The sequence below is a fragment of the Pseudomonas sp. S60 genome (assembly GCF_016647865.1).
In the GTDB taxonomy this organism is placed as follows: domain Bacteria; phylum Pseudomonadota; class Gammaproteobacteria; order Pseudomonadales; family Pseudomonadaceae; genus Aquipseudomonas; species Aquipseudomonas parafulva.
This window is the reverse complement of sequence record NZ_JACVVH010000071.1, coordinates 1-19,018: the sequence shown is the minus strand read 5'-3', so window position 1 is coordinate 19,018 and position 19,018 is coordinate 1. Positions and strand designations below refer to the sequence as shown.

General features: G+C 62.3%; 17 protein-coding genes. 10 read left to right on the top strand and 7 right to left on the bottom strand.

Annotated elements, in window-relative coordinates:
• Window positions 1-117: 117 nt before the first annotated feature.
• Window positions 118-579 carry a tRNA (uridine(34)/cytosine(34)/5-carboxymethylaminomethyluridine(34)-2'-O)-methyltransferase TrmL gene (gene trmL, locus IAE33_RS23070; RefSeq protein WP_201165454.1) on the bottom strand — a complete coding sequence of 154 codons (462 nt, stop codon included), beginning with the start codon at window positions 577-579 and terminating at the stop codon, window positions 118-120.
• Between trmL and IAE33_RS23065 the strand changes: the two genes are divergently transcribed.
• Entirely contained in the window at window positions 578-1,015 is a 438-nt protein-coding gene (locus tag IAE33_RS23065; protein ID WP_201165446.1) for a hypothetical protein, read from the top strand. The genes trmL and IAE33_RS23065 overlap by 2 nt on opposite strands.
• Window positions 1,016-1,294: 279 nt before the next feature.
• On the opposite strand, the gene ntrC is transcribed toward IAE33_RS23065, so the two are convergent.
• From ntrC to glnA, 4 genes are all read right to left on the bottom strand, one after another.
• Entirely contained in the window at window positions 1,295-2,731 is a 1,437-nt protein-coding gene (gene ntrC / locus IAE33_RS23060) for a nitrogen regulation protein NR(I) (protein WP_028631978.1), read from the bottom strand.
• Window positions 2,728-3,813 (bottom strand): nitrogen regulation protein NR(II), encoded by a 1,086-nt coding sequence (glnL, locus tag IAE33_RS23055; RefSeq protein ID WP_201165444.1) that lies wholly within the window; start codon window positions 3,811-3,813, stop codon window positions 2,728-2,730. Before glnL ends, ntrC begins: the two co-directional genes overlap by 4 nt.
• Before the next feature lie 256 nt (window positions 3,814-4,069).
• Window positions 4,070-4,612: a chorismate mutase gene (locus tag IAE33_RS23050; protein ID WP_201165442.1), complete on the bottom strand. Its 543-nt coding sequence runs from the start codon at window positions 4,610-4,612 to the stop codon at window positions 4,070-4,072.
• A gap of 153 nt (window positions 4,613-4,765) precedes the next feature.
• Window positions 4,766-6,172 carry a type I glutamate--ammonia ligase gene (gene glnA, locus IAE33_RS23045; RefSeq protein WP_060480774.1) on the bottom strand — a complete coding sequence of 469 codons (1,407 nt, stop codon included), beginning with the start codon at window positions 6,170-6,172 and terminating at the stop codon, window positions 4,766-4,768.
• A 465-nt stretch (window positions 6,173-6,637) separates the two neighbouring features.
• Here glnA and thiI point away from each other — a divergent pair, with 465 nt between their 5' ends.
• Entirely contained in the window at window positions 6,638-8,092 is a 1,455-nt protein-coding gene (thiI, locus tag IAE33_RS23040) for a tRNA uracil 4-sulfurtransferase ThiI (protein ID WP_201165440.1), read from the top strand.
• Window positions 8,093-8,219: 127 nt separating this feature from the next.
• Window positions 8,220-10,040, top strand: a complete 1,821-nt coding sequence (gene typA / locus IAE33_RS23035) for a translational GTPase TypA (RefSeq protein WP_028631973.1) — start codon at window positions 8,220-8,222, stop codon at window positions 10,038-10,040.
• 193 nt (window positions 10,041-10,233) lie between these two features.
• On the opposite strand, the gene IAE33_RS23030 is transcribed toward typA, so the two are convergent.
• Complete coding sequence (locus IAE33_RS23030) at window positions 10,234-10,638, bottom strand: YkgJ family cysteine cluster protein (RefSeq protein WP_016712459.1); 405 nt, start codon at window positions 10,636-10,638, stop codon at window positions 10,234-10,236.
• 186 nt (window positions 10,639-10,824) lie between these two features.
• Between IAE33_RS23030 and IAE33_RS23025 the strand changes: the two genes are divergently transcribed.
• The 5 genes from IAE33_RS23025 to IAE33_RS23005 all read left to right on the top strand — a co-directional run bounded on the left by IAE33_RS23025 (window position 10,825) and on the right by IAE33_RS23005 (window position 16,122).
• A complete protein-coding gene (locus IAE33_RS23025) occupies window positions 10,825-13,275 on the top strand; it encodes a glycogen/starch/alpha-glucan phosphorylase (RefSeq protein WP_201165438.1) in 2,451 nt (816 codons plus the stop codon).
• A 189-nt stretch (window positions 13,276-13,464) separates the two neighbouring features.
• Window positions 13,465-14,475: a class 1 fructose-bisphosphatase gene (locus tag IAE33_RS23020; RefSeq protein WP_028631971.1), complete on the top strand. Its 1,011-nt coding sequence runs from the start codon at window positions 13,465-13,467 to the stop codon at window positions 14,473-14,475.
• 3 nt (window positions 14,476-14,478) lie between these two features.
• Entirely contained in the window at window positions 14,479-15,075 is a 597-nt protein-coding gene (locus tag IAE33_RS23015) for a DUF924 family protein (protein WP_028631970.1), read from the top strand.
• A 223-nt stretch (window positions 15,076-15,298) separates the two neighbouring features.
• Window positions 15,299-15,553 (top strand): outer membrane protein assembly factor BamE domain-containing protein, encoded by a 255-nt coding sequence (gene bamE / locus IAE33_RS23010; RefSeq protein WP_028631969.1) that lies wholly within the window; start codon window positions 15,299-15,301, stop codon window positions 15,551-15,553.
• Window positions 15,550-16,122: a lipocalin family protein gene (locus IAE33_RS23005; RefSeq protein WP_028631968.1), complete on the top strand. Its 573-nt coding sequence runs from the start codon at window positions 15,550-15,552 to the stop codon at window positions 16,120-16,122. Before bamE ends, IAE33_RS23005 begins: the two co-directional genes overlap by 4 nt.
• 32 nt (window positions 16,123-16,154) lie before the next feature.
• Here the strand turns inward: IAE33_RS23005 and IAE33_RS23000 are convergent, their stop codons facing one another.
• On the bottom strand, window positions 16,155-17,519 hold the full coding sequence (locus IAE33_RS23000; protein ID WP_201165436.1) for a formimidoylglutamate deiminase: 1,365 nt from the start codon (window positions 17,517-17,519) through the stop codon (window positions 16,155-16,157).
• A gap of 143 nt (window positions 17,520-17,662) precedes the next feature.
• Here IAE33_RS23000 and hutC point away from each other — a divergent pair, with 143 nt between their 5' ends.
• Both hutC and IAE33_RS22990 read left to right on the top strand, forming a co-directional pair.
• Complete coding sequence (gene hutC / locus IAE33_RS22995; RefSeq protein WP_174435891.1) at window positions 17,663-18,373, top strand: histidine utilization repressor; 711 nt, start codon at window positions 17,663-17,665, stop codon at window positions 18,371-18,373.
• Window positions 18,370-18,972, top strand: a complete 603-nt coding sequence (locus IAE33_RS22990; protein ID WP_201165434.1) for a HutD/Ves family protein — start codon at window positions 18,370-18,372, stop codon at window positions 18,970-18,972. The genes hutC and IAE33_RS22990 overlap by 4 nt, the downstream gene beginning before the upstream one ends.
• Window positions 18,973-19,018: the final 46 nt, after the last annotated feature.

The window sequence follows — 19,018 nt, the reverse complement described above, 5'->3', positions numbered from 1 at the left end:
GAACACCTCAAAAATTGGATAGGTGTCCAACTTTTGTGGGGCAGTCCAGGAATGGTGCTACCCAGGAATTTCGGTGGGAGCGGGTTCACCCGCGAAAGGGCCCTTGCAGGCTAACCATCAGCTTCCGGCAAACCCATTCTGCCGCCACGCCTCGTAAACCGTCACCGCCACGGTATTGGACAGGTTCAGGCTACGGCACGCCGGCCGCATCGGCAGGCGCAGGCGTTGTTCGGCGGGCAGGCTGTCCAGCACCTCGCCCGGCAAACCTCGGCTTTCTGGCCCAAACAGAAACGCATCGCCAGGCTGGTAGGCCACCTCGTGGAATGGGTGCGAACCCTTGGTGGTGAAGGCGAACAGCCTCGGGCCGCCCAGGCTCTCCAGGCAGGCCTCGAGGCTCGGGTGGCGCTTGAGCGTGGCATACTCGTGGTAATCGAGCCCGGCACGGCGCAGGCGTTTGTCGTCCAGTTCGAAACTGATGGGTTCGATCAGGTGAAGGTGGCAGCCGCTGTTGGCACACAGGCGGATGATGTTGCCGGTATTCGGCGGAATTTCGGGTTGAAAAAGGATGACGTGAAACATGCACGGCTCCAGGCATGAAGATGACGGGCATTCTACCCCTGAACCGGATGTGCGTTCGAAAGCGTTCCCGCGGGTAATGCTGTCGCTGGCGATTGTCGGCGTCATGGTGGGGTTGATGATTGGCCGCCTCACCGCGCCGCAAGCACGCGAGCTGCAGCAGATCGAGATTGTGCAGGATGGCCTGGCATTGTGGTTCAACGAAGAACCCAAGCTGCATGGCGAAAACGTCGAGGGCACTGTGGCGTTGCTGTTTCAGGCCACGGGCAAGGCCGGGCAGGGGCGGCTTACGGTGCACGGCAAGCCGGCGAGCTGGCGGGTGCAGCAGAGCCAGGAAGGCTTGCTGCTCACGGTGGTGGCCGCGCGCGCCCTGCACGGCGAGTGGGCCGGCGCCTCGGCCGGTGGGCGGTGGCGGCTGCAGGTGACCCTGCACGAATAAAAGAGGGGATATCTCGGCCTGCCTGTACCAAGGTCCCCTGAAAAACAGGATGTCGCGAATAAAAGAGGGGTCACCCGGCCTGCCTGTACCAGGGCCCCCGAAACTGGAGTTACCAAGCCTATTGCAGGGGTCGTGCCAGTTTTGAGAAGCCCGTAAATGCTGGGCTTTCAGGGGGAATCTGCCAGGTTTTGAGGGGGATCGTGCCTTGGTGCGGTGCACGGGGCACAGGATCGGTGCAGGCGGGTGCCGGGGCTGCGCAATGGCCCCGGCAGGTGGGTTTCAGTGCTCGTCGCCTTCCTCGTCGTCGGCACCGGCCACGTTCATGCCCAGCTCCTTGATCTTGCGGGTCAGGGTGTTGCGCCCCCAGCCCAGCAGCAATGCGGCATCACGGCGGCGACCTGCAGTGTGTTTCAGCGCTGTCTCGATCATGATCCGCTCGAAGCTGGGCACGGCGCTGTCCAGCAGGTTCGACTGCCCACGGGCCAGGGCCTGGTCGGCCCACTGGCGTAGCGCCTGCTCCCAGTTGGTCACCGGCGCAGCATCCTGCGGCAGGTTCAACAGCTCCGGTGGCAGGTCGCCGATCAGCACTTCACGGCTGGACGCCATGACCGTGATCCAGCGGCAGGTGTTCTCCATCTGCCGCACGTTGCCAGGCCAGGGCAGGTTGCGGATGAACTCCTCTGTCTCCGGCTTGAGCACTTTCGGCTCCACCGCCAGTTCCTGGGCGGCGCGAGCCAGAAAATGCCGGGCAAGGGCCGGGATGTCTTCACGGCGATCGGCCAGCCGCGGGATGTGGATGCGGATCACGTTCAGGCGGTGGAACAGGTCTTCACGAAACTTCCCGGCTTGCACCAGCGATTCCAGGTTCTGGTGGGTTGCCGCGATGATGCGCACATCGACCTTGACCGGTATGTGGCCCCCCACTCGGTAGAATTCGCCGTCCGCCAGCACCCGCAGCAGGCGGGTTTGGGTGTCGGCTGGCATGTCGCCGATTTCGTCGAGGAACAAGGTGCCCCCGTCGGCCTGCTCGAAGCGGCCGCGGCGCAGGTTGGCCGCCCCGGTGAACGCGCCTTTTTCGTGGCCGAACAGCTCGGACTCCATCAGATCCTTGGGGATGGCTGCCATGTTCAGGGCGATGAACGGTGAGGCAGCCCGCGGGCTGTGGCGGTGCAGCGCATGGGCGACCAGTTCCTTGCCGGTACCCGACTCGCCGTTGATCAGCACCGTGATGTTGGAGTGGCTCAGGCGGCCAATGGCGCGAAACACCTCTTGCATCGCCGGCGCTTCGCCGATGATTTCAGGGGTGCGGGCCAGGCTTTGTGGCACGTCCAGCCCATGTTGTTCCTGGGCGTGTTGGTTGGCACGCTTGACCAGCGCAACCGCCTCGTCCACATCGAATGGCTTGGGCAGGTACTCGAACGCACCGCCCTGGTACGACGCCACGGCGCTGTCCAGGTCGGAGTGCGCGGTCATGATGATGACCGGCAGGCGTGGGTGCTGTTCGCGAATCTGGGCGAGCAGTTCCAGGCCGCTGGAACCGGGCATGCGGATATCGGAAATGATCACGTCGGGCTGCTGGCGTGCCAGCCGGCCCATCACCCCATCGGCGCTGTCGAAGCTCTGGGTGGTCATGCCTTCCTGTTGCAGGGCTTTTTCCAGCACCCAGCGGATGGAGCGATCATCGTCGACGATCCATACGGTTTCACTTCGGCTCATGAGGCGTTGGCTCCTTGTTCCAGGGGCAGGTAAATGGAAAATGCGGTATGGCCCGCGTGGCTTTCGCACTCGATCAGCCCCTGGTGCTGGCTGATGATGTTCTGGGTAATGGCCAGGCCCAGCCCGGTACCGTCCGGGCGACCACTGACCATGGGGTAGAAGAGGGTGTCCTGCAGTTCCGTAGCGATACCGGGCCCGTTGTCGATGATCTCGACCCTCGCCACCAGCCTATGGCGCACATGGCCGATGGTGAACTGGCGCAGGGCACGGCTGCGCAGGGTGATGCGGCCCAGGCGCAGCTCGTTTTGCGAACTGATCGCCTGCATGGCGTTGCGCACGATATTGAGCACTGCCTGGATCATCTGCTCGCGGTCGATCAAGACGTCCGGCAGGCTCGGGTCATAGTCGCGCACCAGCGTGATGCACCCCTGGCTCTCGGCATCCACCAGGCTGCAGACCCTTTCCAGAACTTCGTGGATGTTGGTCATGGCCAGCGACGGTAACTTGTTCGAGCCCAGCATGCGGTCAACGAGGTTACGCAGGCGGTCTGCTTCTTCGATGATCACGTTGGTGTAGTCGCGCAGGCTCTCTTCAGGCAGTTCGCGCGCCAGCAACTGCGCGGCCCCCCGGATGCCGCCCAGCGGGTTCTTGATCTCGTGGGCCAGCCCGCGCACCAGCAGTTTGGTGGTTTCCTGCTTGCTTAGCTGGGCCTCTTCTTTGGTGATGCGCAGCAGCCGGTCACGGGGGTGCACCTCAAGCAGCAGCAGCGTCTGGCCCAGGTGCAGGATGGGGGTGACGGCGTAGTCCACGGTAATGGTCTGGCCGGTCAACGAGGTCAGTTGGGCTTCGCGCTTGGTGAATGGGTGAGCCTGCTCTACCGCTTGGCGCAGCGAGCCCAGGGCTTCGGCAGACTCGGTGAACAATTCGCTGATGAACTGCCCATGGCTGCGCTGGCCGCTGACGGCCAGCAGCATCTCGGCGGCCGGGTTCATGTATTCCAACCGCAACTCGGCATTGAGCAGCAAGGTGGCGGTGGTGAGGTTGTCCAGAAGCAGACGGTGCTGTGCATCACTGATGGTCATAAGGCGTCGTCGACCTCTTTCGGGGCTGTCTGGCAAAACGTGGACCGGCCAAGGCACGGGGTTTCCACTGTTGCAGTCGCCATGAAAATGCAAGAAACAAACCAAGGCCCCGAAAAGAAGCGGAATAAGCCGAAAAACGCCTTATTAGGTTCGACTACGCACCAAGATGTTCAGGTTTATCGTTTCAGACGACCTTTTTTGGGTGGCCGCGAAGTGCAACTGCACGTGGCGCGCACCATAATGGAGCATAGTGAGTTCACGGGCGATCGCATAGCTGGCCGGTAGCGCGGATCAACGCATGTTGCGCCGCTGGCAGTAGCGGCCTGTTGGCGATGGCAACGGCAAGCTGCGCCGCGCAGCCTGGTACAGGGCGTTGGTCGAAGGCGGCCAGCTTCGCCAGCAAGTCAGCCTGCAGTTCGTCCAACCGTGGGCGGATGACTTCGGTCAGGTCCAGGCGCTGGGTGTCTGGCGCCTGGCCCGCCAGGTGCCATTGGGACAGCAAGGTGTATTGCACCAGCTTGTTGGCTTCCATCTGGTCGGCAAAGAACGCCTCGGCGCGTTGTGGCGCCAAGCCCAAGGCTGGTGCGGCCTGGCGCACGCTGGCCAGTACCTGTTGCTCGCGCTCGGTGGCCTGCACGGGTTGTTTGTTGTCCCATTTGTGCAGCGCCACTGCTTCGGCGACGGCCAGGCGCCGCTCGATGCTGTCGAGCAGTGGGTCGAACACCACATTGGGTGCGCTGATGGATGTGCAGCCGGCGAGGGTGCAGGCAGCGAGTAGGGCCAGTGAACGGTAGTGCATGGAAAACCTCCTGTGTACGAAGGCTCCAGTGTGGTAGCTGCCGTGGTGTTCCCGGGGTAGGAGGGTTCTGAAATGCTTGAAGGCAAAACGAGAACGGCCTCCCGAGGGAGGCCGTTTTGATGCTGTTACCGACGCCAGGCGCCGGTCAGGTCATCAGCAGCTGTAGTACAGCTCGTATTCCAGTGGGTGAACGAAGGTACGGACCTTGATCTCTTCTTCGCTCTTCAGTTCGATGAAGGCATCGATGAAGTCGTCGGAGAACACGCCGCCCTTGGTCAGGAACGCACGGCCTTTGTCCAGTTCTTCCAGGGCTTCTTTCAGGCTGCCGCACACTTGCGGAATGTCCTTGGCCTCTTCGGGCGGCAGGTCATACAGGTTCTTGTCCGCCGCATCGCCTGGGTGGATCTTGTTCTGGATGCCGTCCAGGCCAGCCATCAGCAGGGCTGCAAAGGCCAGGTACGGGTTGGCCGATGGGTCCGGGAAGCGCGCTTCGATACGGCGGGCTTTCGGGCTGCCGACGTAGGGGATACGGATCGAGGCCGAGCGGTTGCGTGCCGAGTAGGCCAGCATTACCGGGGCTTCGAAGCCTGGGACCAGACGCTTGTAGGAGTTGGTGGACGGGTTGGTGAAGCCGTTCAGGGCCTTACCGTGCTTGATGATGCCGCCGATGAAGTACAGGGCGGTGTCGGACAGGCCAGCATAGCCTTCGCCCGCGAAGGTGTTCTTGCCTTCCTTCCAGATCGACATGTGCACGTGCATGCCCGAACCGTTATCGCCGTACAGCGGCTTGGGCATGAAGGTAGCGGTACGGCCGTAGGCGTCGGCAACGTTGTGCACGACGTATTTCAAGGCCTGTACTTCGTCAGCCTTCTTCACCAGGGTGTTGAACTTGACGCCGATTTCGTTCTGGCCAGCGGTGGCCACTTCGTGGTGGTGAACTTCGACGGTCTGGCCCATTTCTTCCAGTGCGTTGCACATGGCAGTACGGATTTCGTGGTCGTGGTCGAACGGCGGAACCGGGAAATAGCCGCCTTTCACGCCTGGGCGGTGGCCTTTGTTGCCGCCTTCGATATCGGCACCGGTCATCCACGAGCCTTGCTCGGAGAAGATCTTGAACATCGAGCCGGAAATGTCCGACTGGAACTTCACTTCGTCGAAGATGAAGAACTCAGGCTCCGGGCCTGCGAAGACGGTGTCACCAATGCCGGTGCTCTTGAGGTATTCCTCGGCGCGCTTGGCGATGGCGCGTGGGTCGCGGTCGTAGCCCTGCATGCTCGACGGGTCGACGATGTCGCAGGTGATGATCAGGGTGGGCTCTTCGGTGAACGGGTCGAGCACGGCGGTTTCGTCGACCGGCATCAGGATCATGTCGGAGGCTTCGATGCCTTTCCAGCCAGCGATGGAGGAGCCGTCGAACATCTTGCCGACTTCGAAGAAATCGTCGTCCAGCGCATCACGCGCCGGCATGGTCACGTGGTGCTGAGTGCCTTTGGTGTCCGTGAAACGCAGATCAATCCACTTGACGTCATGATCTTTGATGAGTTGAACCGACTTCGACATGTTGTCCTCCGGATGGTCTAGGGCACGGTTGGCCGCGGCCCTGGAAAAAGGGTGTTGCCGGGCGCGGATAGTCGGCCAAGCTTACCTGCCTCACAAGGGAGCAAATTGCATGCCAGTGCCCGAAAATGGCGAGGTCTGGACATAAGGGGGCGTTCTTGGGCATCTGGAGACAGGCTTAGGGCAAGCTTTGCACCATTAACATGCGTAATTTTCCTGTGGTGCACCGCAATGGTGCGTTGCATCTTTATGTAGGAGCGAGCGCAGCTCGCGATTGCGTTTTCCAGGGCTATCGTGTGGGGGCTATCGCGAGCTGCGCTCGCTCCTACGCGCTCCTACGCGTTCCTACAATAGAGGGGCGTTGCATTAATATTGGCGCTTCTGACCAAAAGTTGGTCAAAAGCTGAGCAACTTCCGCTATAATTCGCGCCCCTCATTTTCGGCAGGCCCAGTGCGCGCTGTAGACCAATGAAACTTATCGTCAAAGTCTTTCCAGAGATCACCATCAAGAGCCGGCCGGTGCGCAAGCGCTTCATCCGCCAGCTGGCCAAGAACATCCGCAACGTGCTCAAGGACCTCGACCCTGAGCTCGCGGTCGATGGTGTCTGGGACAATCTCGAAGTGGTCACCCGCATCGAGGACGAAAAGGTCCAGCGCGAGATCATCGAGCGCCTTACCTGCACCCCGGGTATCACCCACTTCCTGCAGGTCGAGCAATACCCACTGGGTGACTTCGACGATATCGTCGCCAAGTGCAAGCACCATTTCGGCCACCTGCTGGCCGGCAAGCACTTCGCCGTACGCTGCAAGCGCGGTGGCCATCACGATTTCACCTCGATGGACGTCGACCGTTACGTCGGCAGCCAGCTGCGCCAGCAGTGCGGTGCGGCCGGTATCACGCTGAAGAACCCCGAAGTGCTGGTGCGCATCGAAATCCGCGACCAGCGCCTGTACGTGATTCACAGCCAGCACCAGGGCATCGGCGGTTATCCGCTGGGTGCGCTGGAGCAGACGCTGGTGCTGATGTCCGGTGGTTTCGACTCCACCGTGGCGGCCTACCAGATGATGCGTCGCGGCCTGATGACCCACTTCTGCTTCTTCAACCTCGGCGGCCGTGCCCACGAGCTGGGGGTGATGGAAGTGGCCCACTACCTGTGGAAGAAGTACGGCAGCAGCCAGCGCGTGCTGTTCATCAGCGTGCCGTTCGAGGAAGTGGTCGGCGAGATCCTCAACAAGGTCGACAACAGCTACATGGGCGTGACCCTCAAGCGCATGATGCTGCGCGCTGCTGCGCGCATGGCCGAGCGCCTGGACATCGACGCGCTGGTGACCGGCGAGGCGATTTCCCAGGTGTCCAGCCAGACCCTGCCCAACCTGTCGATCATCGATTCGGCTACCGACAAGCTGGTGCTGCGCCCGCTGCTGGCCACCCACAAGCAGGACATCATCGACCAGGCCTACGCCATCGGCACCGCCGATTTCGCCAAGCACATGCCCGAGTACTGCGGCGTCATCTCGGTGAACCCGACTACCCATGCCAAACGCCACCGCATGGAGCACGAAGAAAAGCAGTTCGAGATGCAGGTGCTGGAGCGCGCCATCGAGCGCGCCAAGTTCATCTCCATCGACCATGTGATCGACGAGCTGGGCAAGGACATCGAAATCGAGGAAGTGGCCGAGGCTCTGCCGGGTCAGATCATCATCGACATCCGTCACCCCGATGCCCAGGAAGACGAACCCCTGCTTATCGACGGGATCGAAGTCCAGGCCATGCCGTTCTATGCCATCAACAGCAAGTTCAAGCACCTGGACCCCACGCGCCAGTACTTGCTGTATTGCGACAAAGGTGTGATGAGCCGTTTGCACGCACACCACCTGCTCAGTGAGGGACATGCCAATGTGCGTGTTTATCGTCCGGCATAAGACGCCAGGGCTGTATGGCGGCAGCATCCGCCATCGCCCTCCCGACCTGCGGGCCCGCTGAGCCGCAAAGCATACCTATTCGCCGCCTACACTGGCGGCAACCGAATCCTCTGATCGAGATACAGTTGTGATCGAAAATCTGCGTAACATCGCCATCATCGCCCACGTTGACCATGGTAAAACCACCCTGGTCGACAAACTCCTGCGCCAGTCCGGCACCCTGGAACGTAACGAGCTCAACGACGAGCGCGTGATGGACTCCAACGACCAGGAAAAAGAGCGCGGCATTACCATTCTGGCGAAAAACACCGCCATCAACTGGAACGGCTACCACATCAACATCGTCGACACCCCCGGCCACGCCGACTTCGGTGGCGAGGTTGAGCGTGTGATGTCGATGGTCGACTCCGTGCTGCTGCTGGTCGACGCCCAGGACGGCCCTATGCCGCAAACCCGCTTCGTGACCAAGAAGGCCTTCGAAGCCGGCCTGAAGCCGATCGTTGTGATCAACAAGGTCGACCGCCCGGGCGCGCGTCCTGACTGGGTTCTGGACCAGATCTTCGACCTGTTCGACAACCTCGGTGCCACCGATGAACAGTTGGACTTCAAAGTCGTCTACGCCTCGGCCCTGAACGGCATCGCCGGCCTGGACCACACCGAAATGGGCGAAGACATGACGGCCCTGTACCAGTCGATCATCGACAACGTGCCTGCGCCTTCGGTTGACCGTGACGGCCCGTTCCAGATGCAGATCTCCGCACTGGACTACAACAGCTTCCTCGGCGTAATCGGCGTTGGCCGCATCGCCCGTGGCCGCGTCAAGCCGAACACCCCGGTTGTGGCCATCGACACCGACGGCAAGAAGCGCAACGGCCGTATCCTGAAACTGATGGGTCACCACGGCCTGCACCGTGTTGACGTCGAAGAAGCTCAGGCTGGCGACATCGTCTGCATCAGCGGTTTCGACGAGCTGTTCATTTCCGACACCCTGTGTGCACCGGACGCGGTAGAGGCGATGAAGCCGCTGACCGTTGACGAGCCAACCGTTTCGATGACCTTCCAGGTCAACGACTCGCCGTTCTGCGGCAAGGAAGGCAAGTTCGTCACCAGCCGTAACATCAAGGACCGTCTGGACAAAGAGCTGCTGTACAACGTAGCCCTGCGCGTTCAGGAAACCGACTCCCCAGACAAGTTCAAGGTGTCGGGCCGTGGTGAACTGCACCTGTCGGTACTGATCGAAACCATGCGCCGCGAAGGCTTCGAGATGGCCGTGGGCCGCCCTGAAGTGATCATCCGCGAAGTGGATGGCGTGAAGCAGGAACCGTTCGAAAACGTGACCATCGACATCCCTGAAGAATCCCAGGGCAAGGTCATGGAAGAGATGGGTCTGCGTAAGGGCGACCTGACCAACATGGTGCCGGATGGCAAAGGCCGTGTCCGCCTGGAGTACAACATCCCGGCCCGTGGTCTGATCGGTTTCCGTAACCAGTTCCTGACCCTGACCAACGGTGCAGGCATCCTGACCTCGATCTTCGACCGCTACGACACCATGAAGTCGGGCCAGATGTCTGGCCGTCTGAACGGCGTTCTGGTTTCGGTCGAAACCGGCAAGGCACTGACCTACTCGCTGGAAACCCTGCAGGCGCGCGGCAAGCTGTTCGTCGAGCACGGCCAGGAAATCTACGGTGGCCAGATCATCGGCCTGAACAGCCGTGATAACGACCTGGGCGTGAACCCGACCAAAGGCAAGAAGCTCGACAACATGCGTGCTTCGGGCAAGGACGAAGTCATCGCCCTGGTGCCGCCGGTTCGCCACACCCTGGAACAGGCCCTGGAATTCATCCAGGATGACGAGCTCTGCGAAGTGACGCCGAAGTCGATCCGTCTGCGCAAGAAGATCCTGGACGAAGGCGAGCGTACCCGCGCTGCCAAGAAAGCCAAGAACTGAGTTAGCTCAGGCTGAATGAAAACGCCCCCGGTCGAAAGGCCGGGGGCGTTTTTTTGTGCCTTCAGGAATTGTGCTGTTGGCGCTGGCCTCTTCGCGGGTAAACCCGCTCCCACACGATCTCTGCAATGATCAGAGCCTGTGAAGCCACTGTGGGAGCGGGTTCATCCGCGAAGAGGCCGGTCCAGGCTAACGATTAGCGCCCGACCACCTTGGGCTTGTACGCGCAATACCCCGGCCGCGGACCAACCTTGGGGTGATTGCGGCAGGTGTCTGGGCGCTTGTCATAAATGGTGCACAGGCGGCTCTTACGATCCAGATACATGCAGTCATCATTGCTCATCCGGGTCAGGGTGAAGATCCCGGACTTCTGGTTGAAGCGCTCGATGATGCCTTCTTTCTGCAGGCGCTTGGCCACGTTCTTGGGAGGTTCGTCTTTTTCGAACTCATCCACCACACCGATACGGATCAGATCCTTGATCTTGACCTCTACCGGCAAGGTGCAGCAGGTGGAGTGGCAGCCACCACACATGTGGCTGGCATAGCGCTGCCAGGTTTCCAGGCGGTCGACTTCGGCAGCGGCGATCAGGGTCGTTTTCATCGTTTTATAGGGTGGATCACGGTCTTGGGGCGCGCGATGATACCGGAATCGCTCAATTTATGAACAACCTTTTGACCAAATGCAGTGTGCCTGATGAAAATCGCGAACACTGGCCGTTGTGCCCGGTCGAAGCGTCTAGGCTCAACATTTGCATTCCGCTTTCGTCTACTCGCCCGAGGATGCCGCATGTCCCAGGAACCCAACGCTCGAGACGCTGAAGTCGCGGATTTTCGCGCCGCAGTGCTGGATAAACTCACCTACGCGGTCGGCAAGGACCCGGAGCATGCTTTTGACCACGACTGGTTCGAAGCCATTGCCCTGGCGGCGCGCGACCACATGGTCGACCACTGGATGGACCACACGCGGCAGTCGTACCGACGCAGCCAGAAGCGGGTGTATTACCTCTCCCTCGAGTTCCTCATCGGCCGCCTGCTCTACGACAGCCTGAGCAACCTCGGCCTGCTGGACATCGCCCGTGATGCCCTGGAAGGGTTGGACGTGGACCTGGAGCGCATTCGCCTGCTGGAGCCAGATGCCGCGTTGGGTAACGGCGGCCTGGGCCGCCTGGCAGCGTGCTTCATGGAAAGCATGTCGACCCTGGGCATCGCTGCGCATGGCTATGGCATCCGCTACGAGCACGGGTTGTTCCGGCAGGCGATGGTGGACGGCTGGCAGCAGGAGCAGACCGAGAACTGGCTGGATTTCGGCAACCCCTGGGAGTTCGAGCGGGCCGAAGTGATCTACCCGATCAGTTTTGGTGGCAGCGTCGAAACGCTGCACGACGCCCATGGTAATGCGCGCCAGGTGTGGACGCCGGGTGAAACCGTGCGGGCAGTTGCCTACGACACCCCCGTGGTGGGCTGGCGCGGTTCCAGCGTCAATACCCTGCGCCTGTGGCGTGCACGGGCGCTGGAAGAGCTGCACCTGGAGCGCTTCAATGCCGGTGACCACCTGGGTGCAGTGGCCGAAGTGGCCCGCGCCGAAAGCATCTCGCGGGTGCTTTACCCGGCCGACAGCACCGAAGCGGGGCAGGAACTGCGCCTGCGCCAGGAATACTTCTTCGTATCGGCTTCGTTGCAAGATCTGCTGCGCCGCCACCTGAACATGCACGACAGCCTGCTCAACCTGCCCGATGCCGCGGCTATTCAGCTGAACGACACCCACCCGTCCATTGCGGTTGCCGAATTGATGCGCCTGCTGGTCGACCAGCACGAGATCCCGTGGGATACCGCGTGGGAACTGACCGTAGGTACCCTGGCCTACACCAACCACACCTTGCTGCCCGAGGCGTTGGAAACCTGGCCGGTGGCGCTGATGGAACGCATGCTACCGCGGCACATGCAGATCATCTACCTGATCAACGCCTACCACATCGATGCCCTGCGGGCCAAAGGCACCCATGACTTCGACGTGTTGCGGGCCGTGTCGCTGATCGAGGAAGACAACGGCCGCCGGGTGCGCATGGGCAACCTGGCGTTCTTGGGCTCGCACAGCGTCAATGGCGTGTCGGCGCTGCACAGCCAACTGATGAAGAGCACGGTGTTCGCTGAGCTTCACAAGCTGTACCCCGACCGCATCAACAACAAGACCAACGGCATCACGTTCCGCCGCTGGCTGTACCAGTCCAACCCGCAGCTGACCGGCATGCTGGTGGAGGCACTCGGGCCGGAGCTGCTGGACGACCCCGAGGGGCGCCTGGCCGGCCTGGTGCCCTTTGCGGACAAGCCCAGCTTCTGCCGGCAGTTCGCCGCCCAGCGGCTGCACAGCAAGCGGGCACTGGCCAGCATCATCCAGGACCGCCTCGGCATTACCGTGAACCCCGAGGCCATGTTCGACGTGCAGGTCAAGCGCATCCACGAGTACAAGCGCCAGTTGCTCAACCTGCTGCACACCGTGGCGCTCTACCAGGCCATGCGCAACGACCCCAGCACCAACTGGGTGCCCCGGGTGAAGATCTTCGCCGGGAAGGCCGCTGCCAGCTACCACCAGGCCAAGCTGATCATCAAACTGGCCAACGATATTGCCCGGGTCGTGAACAACGACCCCACGGTGCATGGCCGGCTCAAGGTGGTGTTTCTGCCCAACTACAACGTCAGCCTGGCCGAAAGCATCATCCCGGCGGCGGACCTGTCCGAGCAGATCTCCACCGCCGGTTACGAAGCGTCCGGTACCAGCAACATGAAGTTCGGGCTCAACGGTGCCCTGACCATTGGCACACTGGATGGCGCCAATGTGGAGATGAGTGAGCAGGTGGGGGCCGAGAACATGTTCATCTTCGGCCTTACCGCGCAGCAGGTGGAGGCACGCAAGCGTGCCGGAGACTTTGGCGCGGAGCAGGACATTGCAGCATCCGGCCGCCTCGGCAACGTGCTGGAGGCGATCCGCGGTGGGGTGTTCTCGCCGGATGATCCGTCGCGCTATGTGGGGTTGATCGATGGGCTGGTGGGTTACGACCGCTTCCTGGTGTGCGCCGACTTCGATGCGTACTGGGATGCGCAGCAGCGTGTCGAGGACCTGTGGCACCAGCCGCAGCAGTGGTGGCGCATGGCAGTGCTGAACACGGCGCGCATGGGCTGGTTCTCGTCGGACCGCACCATCAGGGAGTACGCGACCGAAATCTGGAAGGCGCTGGAGTGATCGGCTGTTGCCCCGGCCCTTTCGCGGGTGAACCCGCGACGGCCCGGATGCCGACCACCGGCCTGGCGGCCGCTGAACTACCGACCTGATGTGCCGTCTGACAGCCGTGGCGAGTCTCATGACTCGCTAGCCTGTCACTCTCCCTGTAAACTGCGTGGGTTTTCATCCCCAATCCATTCGGAGCCATACATGTCCCGCGTTACCCTGAGTCGCTATCTGATCGAGCAGACCCGCAGCAACAATACCCCTGCCGATCTGCGCTTCCTGATCGAAGTGGTGGCGCGTGCGTGCAAGGAAATCAGCCATCACGTGTCCAAGGGCGCCCTTGGCGGCGTGCTGGGCAGCATGGGCACCGAAAACGTGCAAGGCGAAGTCCAGAAGAAACTGGACGTGATTTCCAACGATATCCTGCTTGAAGCCAACGAGTGGGGCGGTCACCTGGCCGGCATGGCGTCCGAAGAAATGGACAACGCCTACCAGATCCCGGGCCGCTACCCGAAGGGCGCCTACCTGCTGGTGTTCGACCCGCTGGACGGCTCGTCCAACATCGACGTCAACGTGTCGGTGGGCACCATCTTCTCGGTGCTGCGTTGCCCAACCGAGTACCTGAGCCAGAACGAAACCCTGAACGAAAACGCATTCCTGCAACCAGGCACCCAGCAGGTTGCGGCGGGTTACGCCATCTATGGCCCGCAGACCATGCTGATCCTGACCCTGGGCAACGGCGTCAAAGGCTTCACCCTGGACCGTGAGCTGGGCAGCTTCGTGCTCACGCATGAGAACATCCAGGTGCCTGAAACCACCGCGGAGTTCGCCATCAACATGTCCAACCAGCGCCACTGGGAAGCCCCGGTACAGCGTTATGTGGACGAGCTGCTGGCGGGTGAAACCGGGCCGTTGAAGAAGAACTACAACATGCGCTGGATCGCCTCGATGGTTGCCGACGTGCACCGCATCCTGACCCGTGGCGGCCTGTTCATGTACCCGCGTGATGCCCGCGACCCAAGCAAGCCGGGCAAGCTGCGCCTGATGTACGAAGCCAACCCGATGTCGTTCATCATCGAACAGGCCGGCGGCGCTTCCACCAACGGTTACGACCGCATCCTCGATATTCAGCCAGACAGCCTGCACCAGCGTGTGTCGGTGATCCTCGGCTCGAAGCAAGAGGTCGAGCGCGTAACCGCCTACCACAAGGAGTAAGTCATGCTCGCACCTTGGCAGCCGTTGCTGGAGTGGTGGTTCGGTTGGGGCAGCAATGCCCAGGCCGTGGCTGACGAGAAAAGCGCGCAGTGGTTCGGCAAGCAGCATGATGCCGAGGCGCACGCGCTGTTCGGCGAACTCGTGGAGCAGGCCCTGGCGGGCGGGCTCGACGAGTGGCAGCAAAGCCCGCAGGGCTGGCTGGGCCTGCTGATACTGCTGGACCAGTTGCCACGCATGCTCTACCGCGACACGCCGCGTGCTTTCGAGGGCGATCGTCGTGCCCAGGTGGTGGCCATGCAAGGCTTGCAGAAGGGCTGGGACTACCAGTTGCTGCCTATCCAGCGGGTGTTCGTGCTGCTGGTGCTGGAGCATGCCGAAGTGCTGGACTGGCAGAACCTGTGCGTGGAACGTTATCAGATGCTGCTGGAAGAGCAGCCTGAGCCCAACCGCCGGCTGTTCGAAGGGTTTCTGGATTACGCCGAGCAGCATCAGCGTGTGATCGAGCGCTTTGGCCGGTTCCCGCACCGCAACCTGGTGCTGGAGCGGCCGAGTACCAGCGAAGAGATGGACTTCCTGCTGGAGCCCGGCTCCCGCTTCTGACCCCCGCCGTCGTAGGAGCGAGCGCAGCTCGCGATGGGGCGCCCAGCGCCCCCTTTCCCATAAAAAAACGCCGATATCGCAGGGCCTGCCGCGCACCCCGTCGCGCCCAGCGCACACCTACCTGGTGCCCGCCGCAGCACGGCATCAGGGAACCTGGGACCGTTTTTCCCGTCGAAGGCCACTGCAGGCCACTCGCCTGTGTCCATTGTCAGGAGTGTCCCTCATGTCGTTGCGTTCCCTCGCCCTGTTGTCGCTGTGCGTCGTTCTGGCCGCCTGCAGCAAGATCAACCAGGAAAACTATTCCAGGCTCAAGGCCGGTATGAACAAGGCCGAGGTCGAGCAGTTGCTCGGCACGCCTACCGAGTGCTCCGGCGCGCTGGGCATGAGCAGCTGTACGTGGGGCGACGAGAAGAGCTTCATCAGCGTGCAGTACGCCTCTGACAAGGTGCTGATGTACTCCGGGCAGGGTCTCAAATGAGGCGTCTGTACCTGCTGATCGGTGTCTGCCTGGCCATGTTGCTGGGGGGGTGCGCCGGCTCTGCGCATGATCCGCTGGCGCCCAAGACAGCTGGCAATGTCGACCTCAAGCGTTACCAGGGCAAGTGGTATGAGCTGGCGCGCCTACCCATGCGCTACCAGGCCGGTTGCGAGCAGTCCGAAGCCCACTACAACCTGAAGCCGGACGGCACCTTTGGCGTACTCAACCGTTGCCGCACGATGGGCGATGAGTGGCTGCGCGCCGAAGGCCATGCCACGGTTCAGGAGCCCGGCCACACCGACAAGCTGTGGGTAGAGTTCGACAACTGGTTCACCAAGCTGGTGCCGGGCGTAGCCAAGGGCGACTACTGGATTCTGTACGTAGACGACCGCTATCGCACCGCCATCGTCGGCAGCCCGGACCGCAAATACCTGTGGATTCTGTCACGCACGCAAAGCCTGCCGGCCTGGCAGCGGGAGAGCTTGCTGGCCAAGGCACGCCAGCAGGGCTACGACACCAGCCGGCTGGTCTGGCGCGCTTCCGATCAGCAGATCGTCAAGATGCATTGACGGGGTGGGGCTGCCAGGCAGCCCCGCTGCATTCAACCCAACAGTTCGCGCAACACCTGGGTAAAGGCCTGTGCACTGGCCTCTTCCTGGGCGTGATGCCCCTGGCGCACCACCCACTGGCCGTTGACCATCACGTCCTGTACCTGGCGGTCGCCACCCGCGAACAGCCAGCGGTTGAGAATGGCATCGCCGTTCGCGGTTGCGATGTAAGGGTCGTGCCCGTCCAGTACCAGCCAGTCGGCGCGTTTGCCAACCGCCAGCTCGCCAACCGGTTGCCCCAGCGCCTGGGCCCCACCTGCAAGGGCCGCGTCGTACAGTGTGCGGCCCACCATGGGTTGTTCGCGGCCATGCAGGCGGTTGCGCCGTTGGTCACGCAGGCGTTGGCCATACTCCAGCCAGCGCAGTTCTTCCACCACGCTCAGTGATACGTGGCTGTCCGAGCCGATACCCAGGCGCCCGCCCTGGGCCAGGTAATCCACCGCCGGGAATATCCCGTCACCCAGGTTGGCTTCGGTGGTCAGGCACAGCCCGGCCACTGCGCCGCTGCGGGCCATGGCGGTGACTTCGTGGGGCTCGGCATGGGTGGCATGCACCAGGCACCAGCGCGGGTCCACCTGCACATGCTCATGCAGCCATTGCAACGGCCGCAGGCCGCTCCAGGCCACGCAGTCGTCCACTTCTTTCTGTTGTTCGGCGATGTGGATATGTACCGGGCAGTGTGGGTCGCTGGCGGTCAGTACATCGGCGATTTGCCCGGGCGTTACTGCCCGCAGCGAATGGAAGCACAGGCCCAGGCGCTGCGCGGGTTGCGCTGCCATCAGCAGGGCCAGCCGCGATTGCAGTTCCAGGTAGTGCCCGGTGGTGTTGATGAAGCGCCGCTGCCCCTCGCTCGGTGCCTGGCCGCCGAAACCTGCGTGGCTGTAAAGCACCGGCAACAAGGTGAGACCAATACCGCTGTCGGCTGCCGCTGCGCTGATACGCCGGGACAGCTCGGCCGGGTCGTCGTAAGCCTGGCCGGACGGGGCGTGGTGCACGTAGTGGAATTCAGCGACCGAGGTATAACCGGCTTTGAGCATTTCGATGTACAACTGGCGTGCGATGACCTGCAACTGCTCGGGGCTGATCTGCCCGACCAGGCGGTACATCAGGTCGCGCCAGGTCCAGAAGCTGTCATTAGGGTTGCCTGCCACTTCCGCCAGGCCTGCCATGGCCCGTTGAAACGCGTGGGAGTGCAGGTTTGGCATGCCGGGCAGCAGCGGCCCCTTCACCTGCTCGGCACCCGCGGGCGATGCCCCAGCCTCGATGCGGGCTATGTGGCCAGTGCTGGCCACCTCGATCAGCACGTCGCGGGCCCAGCCGGTGGGCAGCAGGGCGCGCTCGGCAAAGTAGGTGGACATCGGCAGGAATCCTGTTGTTATTAGCTTGTATATACATATACAGCTGTTTGCCTGCCGGGTAAACTGCGGCAAGCTACCGTTCATTTCTATCGACAAGGATCCACGCCGTGCCGACACCTCCTGTCTCCGCGCTGGTTGCCCAGATGGGCGAGGGCCCGGCGCCGCTGTATGCGCGGGTCAAGCAGATGATCGCCCAGCAGATCGACAATGGCAGCTGGCCGCCGCATCACCGCGTGCCTTCGGAGAGCGAGCTGGTCAACCAGCTGGGCTTCAGCCGCATGACCATCAACCGCGCCTTGCGTGAGCTTACCGCCGAGGGCCTGCTGGTGCGCATGCAGGGCGTGGGCACCTTCGTGGCCGAGCCCAAAGGGCGTTCGGCGCTGTTTGAAGTCAACAATATCGCCGACGAAATCGCTGCCCGTGGTCACCAGCACAGCTGCCAGGTGATTACCCTGGCCGAAGAGGCGGCGGGTTCCGAACGGGCGCTGGCGCTGGACATGCGTGAGGGGCAGCGGGTGTTCCACTCGCTGATCGTGCATTTCGAGAACGGCACGCCGGTGCAGATCGAGGACCGCTACGTCAACGCGGCCATCGCGCCGGACTACCTGAAACAGGACTTCACCCGGCAGACGCCTTACGCCTATTTGTCGCAGGTCGCGCCACTGACCGAGGGCGAGCATGTGGTGGAGGCGATTCTTGCCGAGCCTGAGGAGTGCCGCCTGTTGCAGATCGAGCGTGGCGAACCTTGCCTGCTCATTCGCCGCCGCACCTGGTCGGGTCGGCAGCCGGTCACGGCTGCGCGGCTGATTCACCCTGGCTCACGTCATCGCCTGGAAGGGCGGTTCAGCAAATGAGCCGCTTGCAGGTGTTGCGCGCAGGCGACTACCCACGCATGCCCTGGAAGAACGGCGGCGGTTTCACCGAAGAAATCACCCGCGACGATGGCGAGGGCCTGGAGGGGTTTGGCTGGCGGCTGTCGATTGCTGATATCGAGGCGTCCGGTGGTTTTTCTGCCTTCGTCGGTTATCAGCGGGTCATCACCGTGCTGCAGGGCGAGGGCATGCGCCTGCTGGTGGACGGGCAGTCCAGCCGACCGCTGTTGCCGTTCGATGCGTTTGCTTTCAACGGCGCCAGCCAGGTGAGTTGCACGCTGCTGGGTGGCGCTATCCGTGACTTCAACCTGATCTATGCCCCGCTGCGGTATCAGGCGCGCCTGCAATGGCTGGAGGGCACCACCCGGCTGTACAGCTCGGCGTCTGTGATACTGCTGTTCGCCGCCGCCAGTGGGGTGGAAGTGGCGGTCACAGGCGCGGACACGCAGCGGTTGGGCTTGTACGACTGCTTGCGGCTGGAGCCTGGGGAAGGGTTGCAGGAGCTGGAAGTGCAGGGCCGGTGTTGCTTGATCGAGCTCACTGGGCGTGAACTCCTTTGCGTACAACCCCCAAAGCAATAATTGGCCCGAAACAAACGTAGGAGCGAGCGCAGCTCGCGATGCGCCG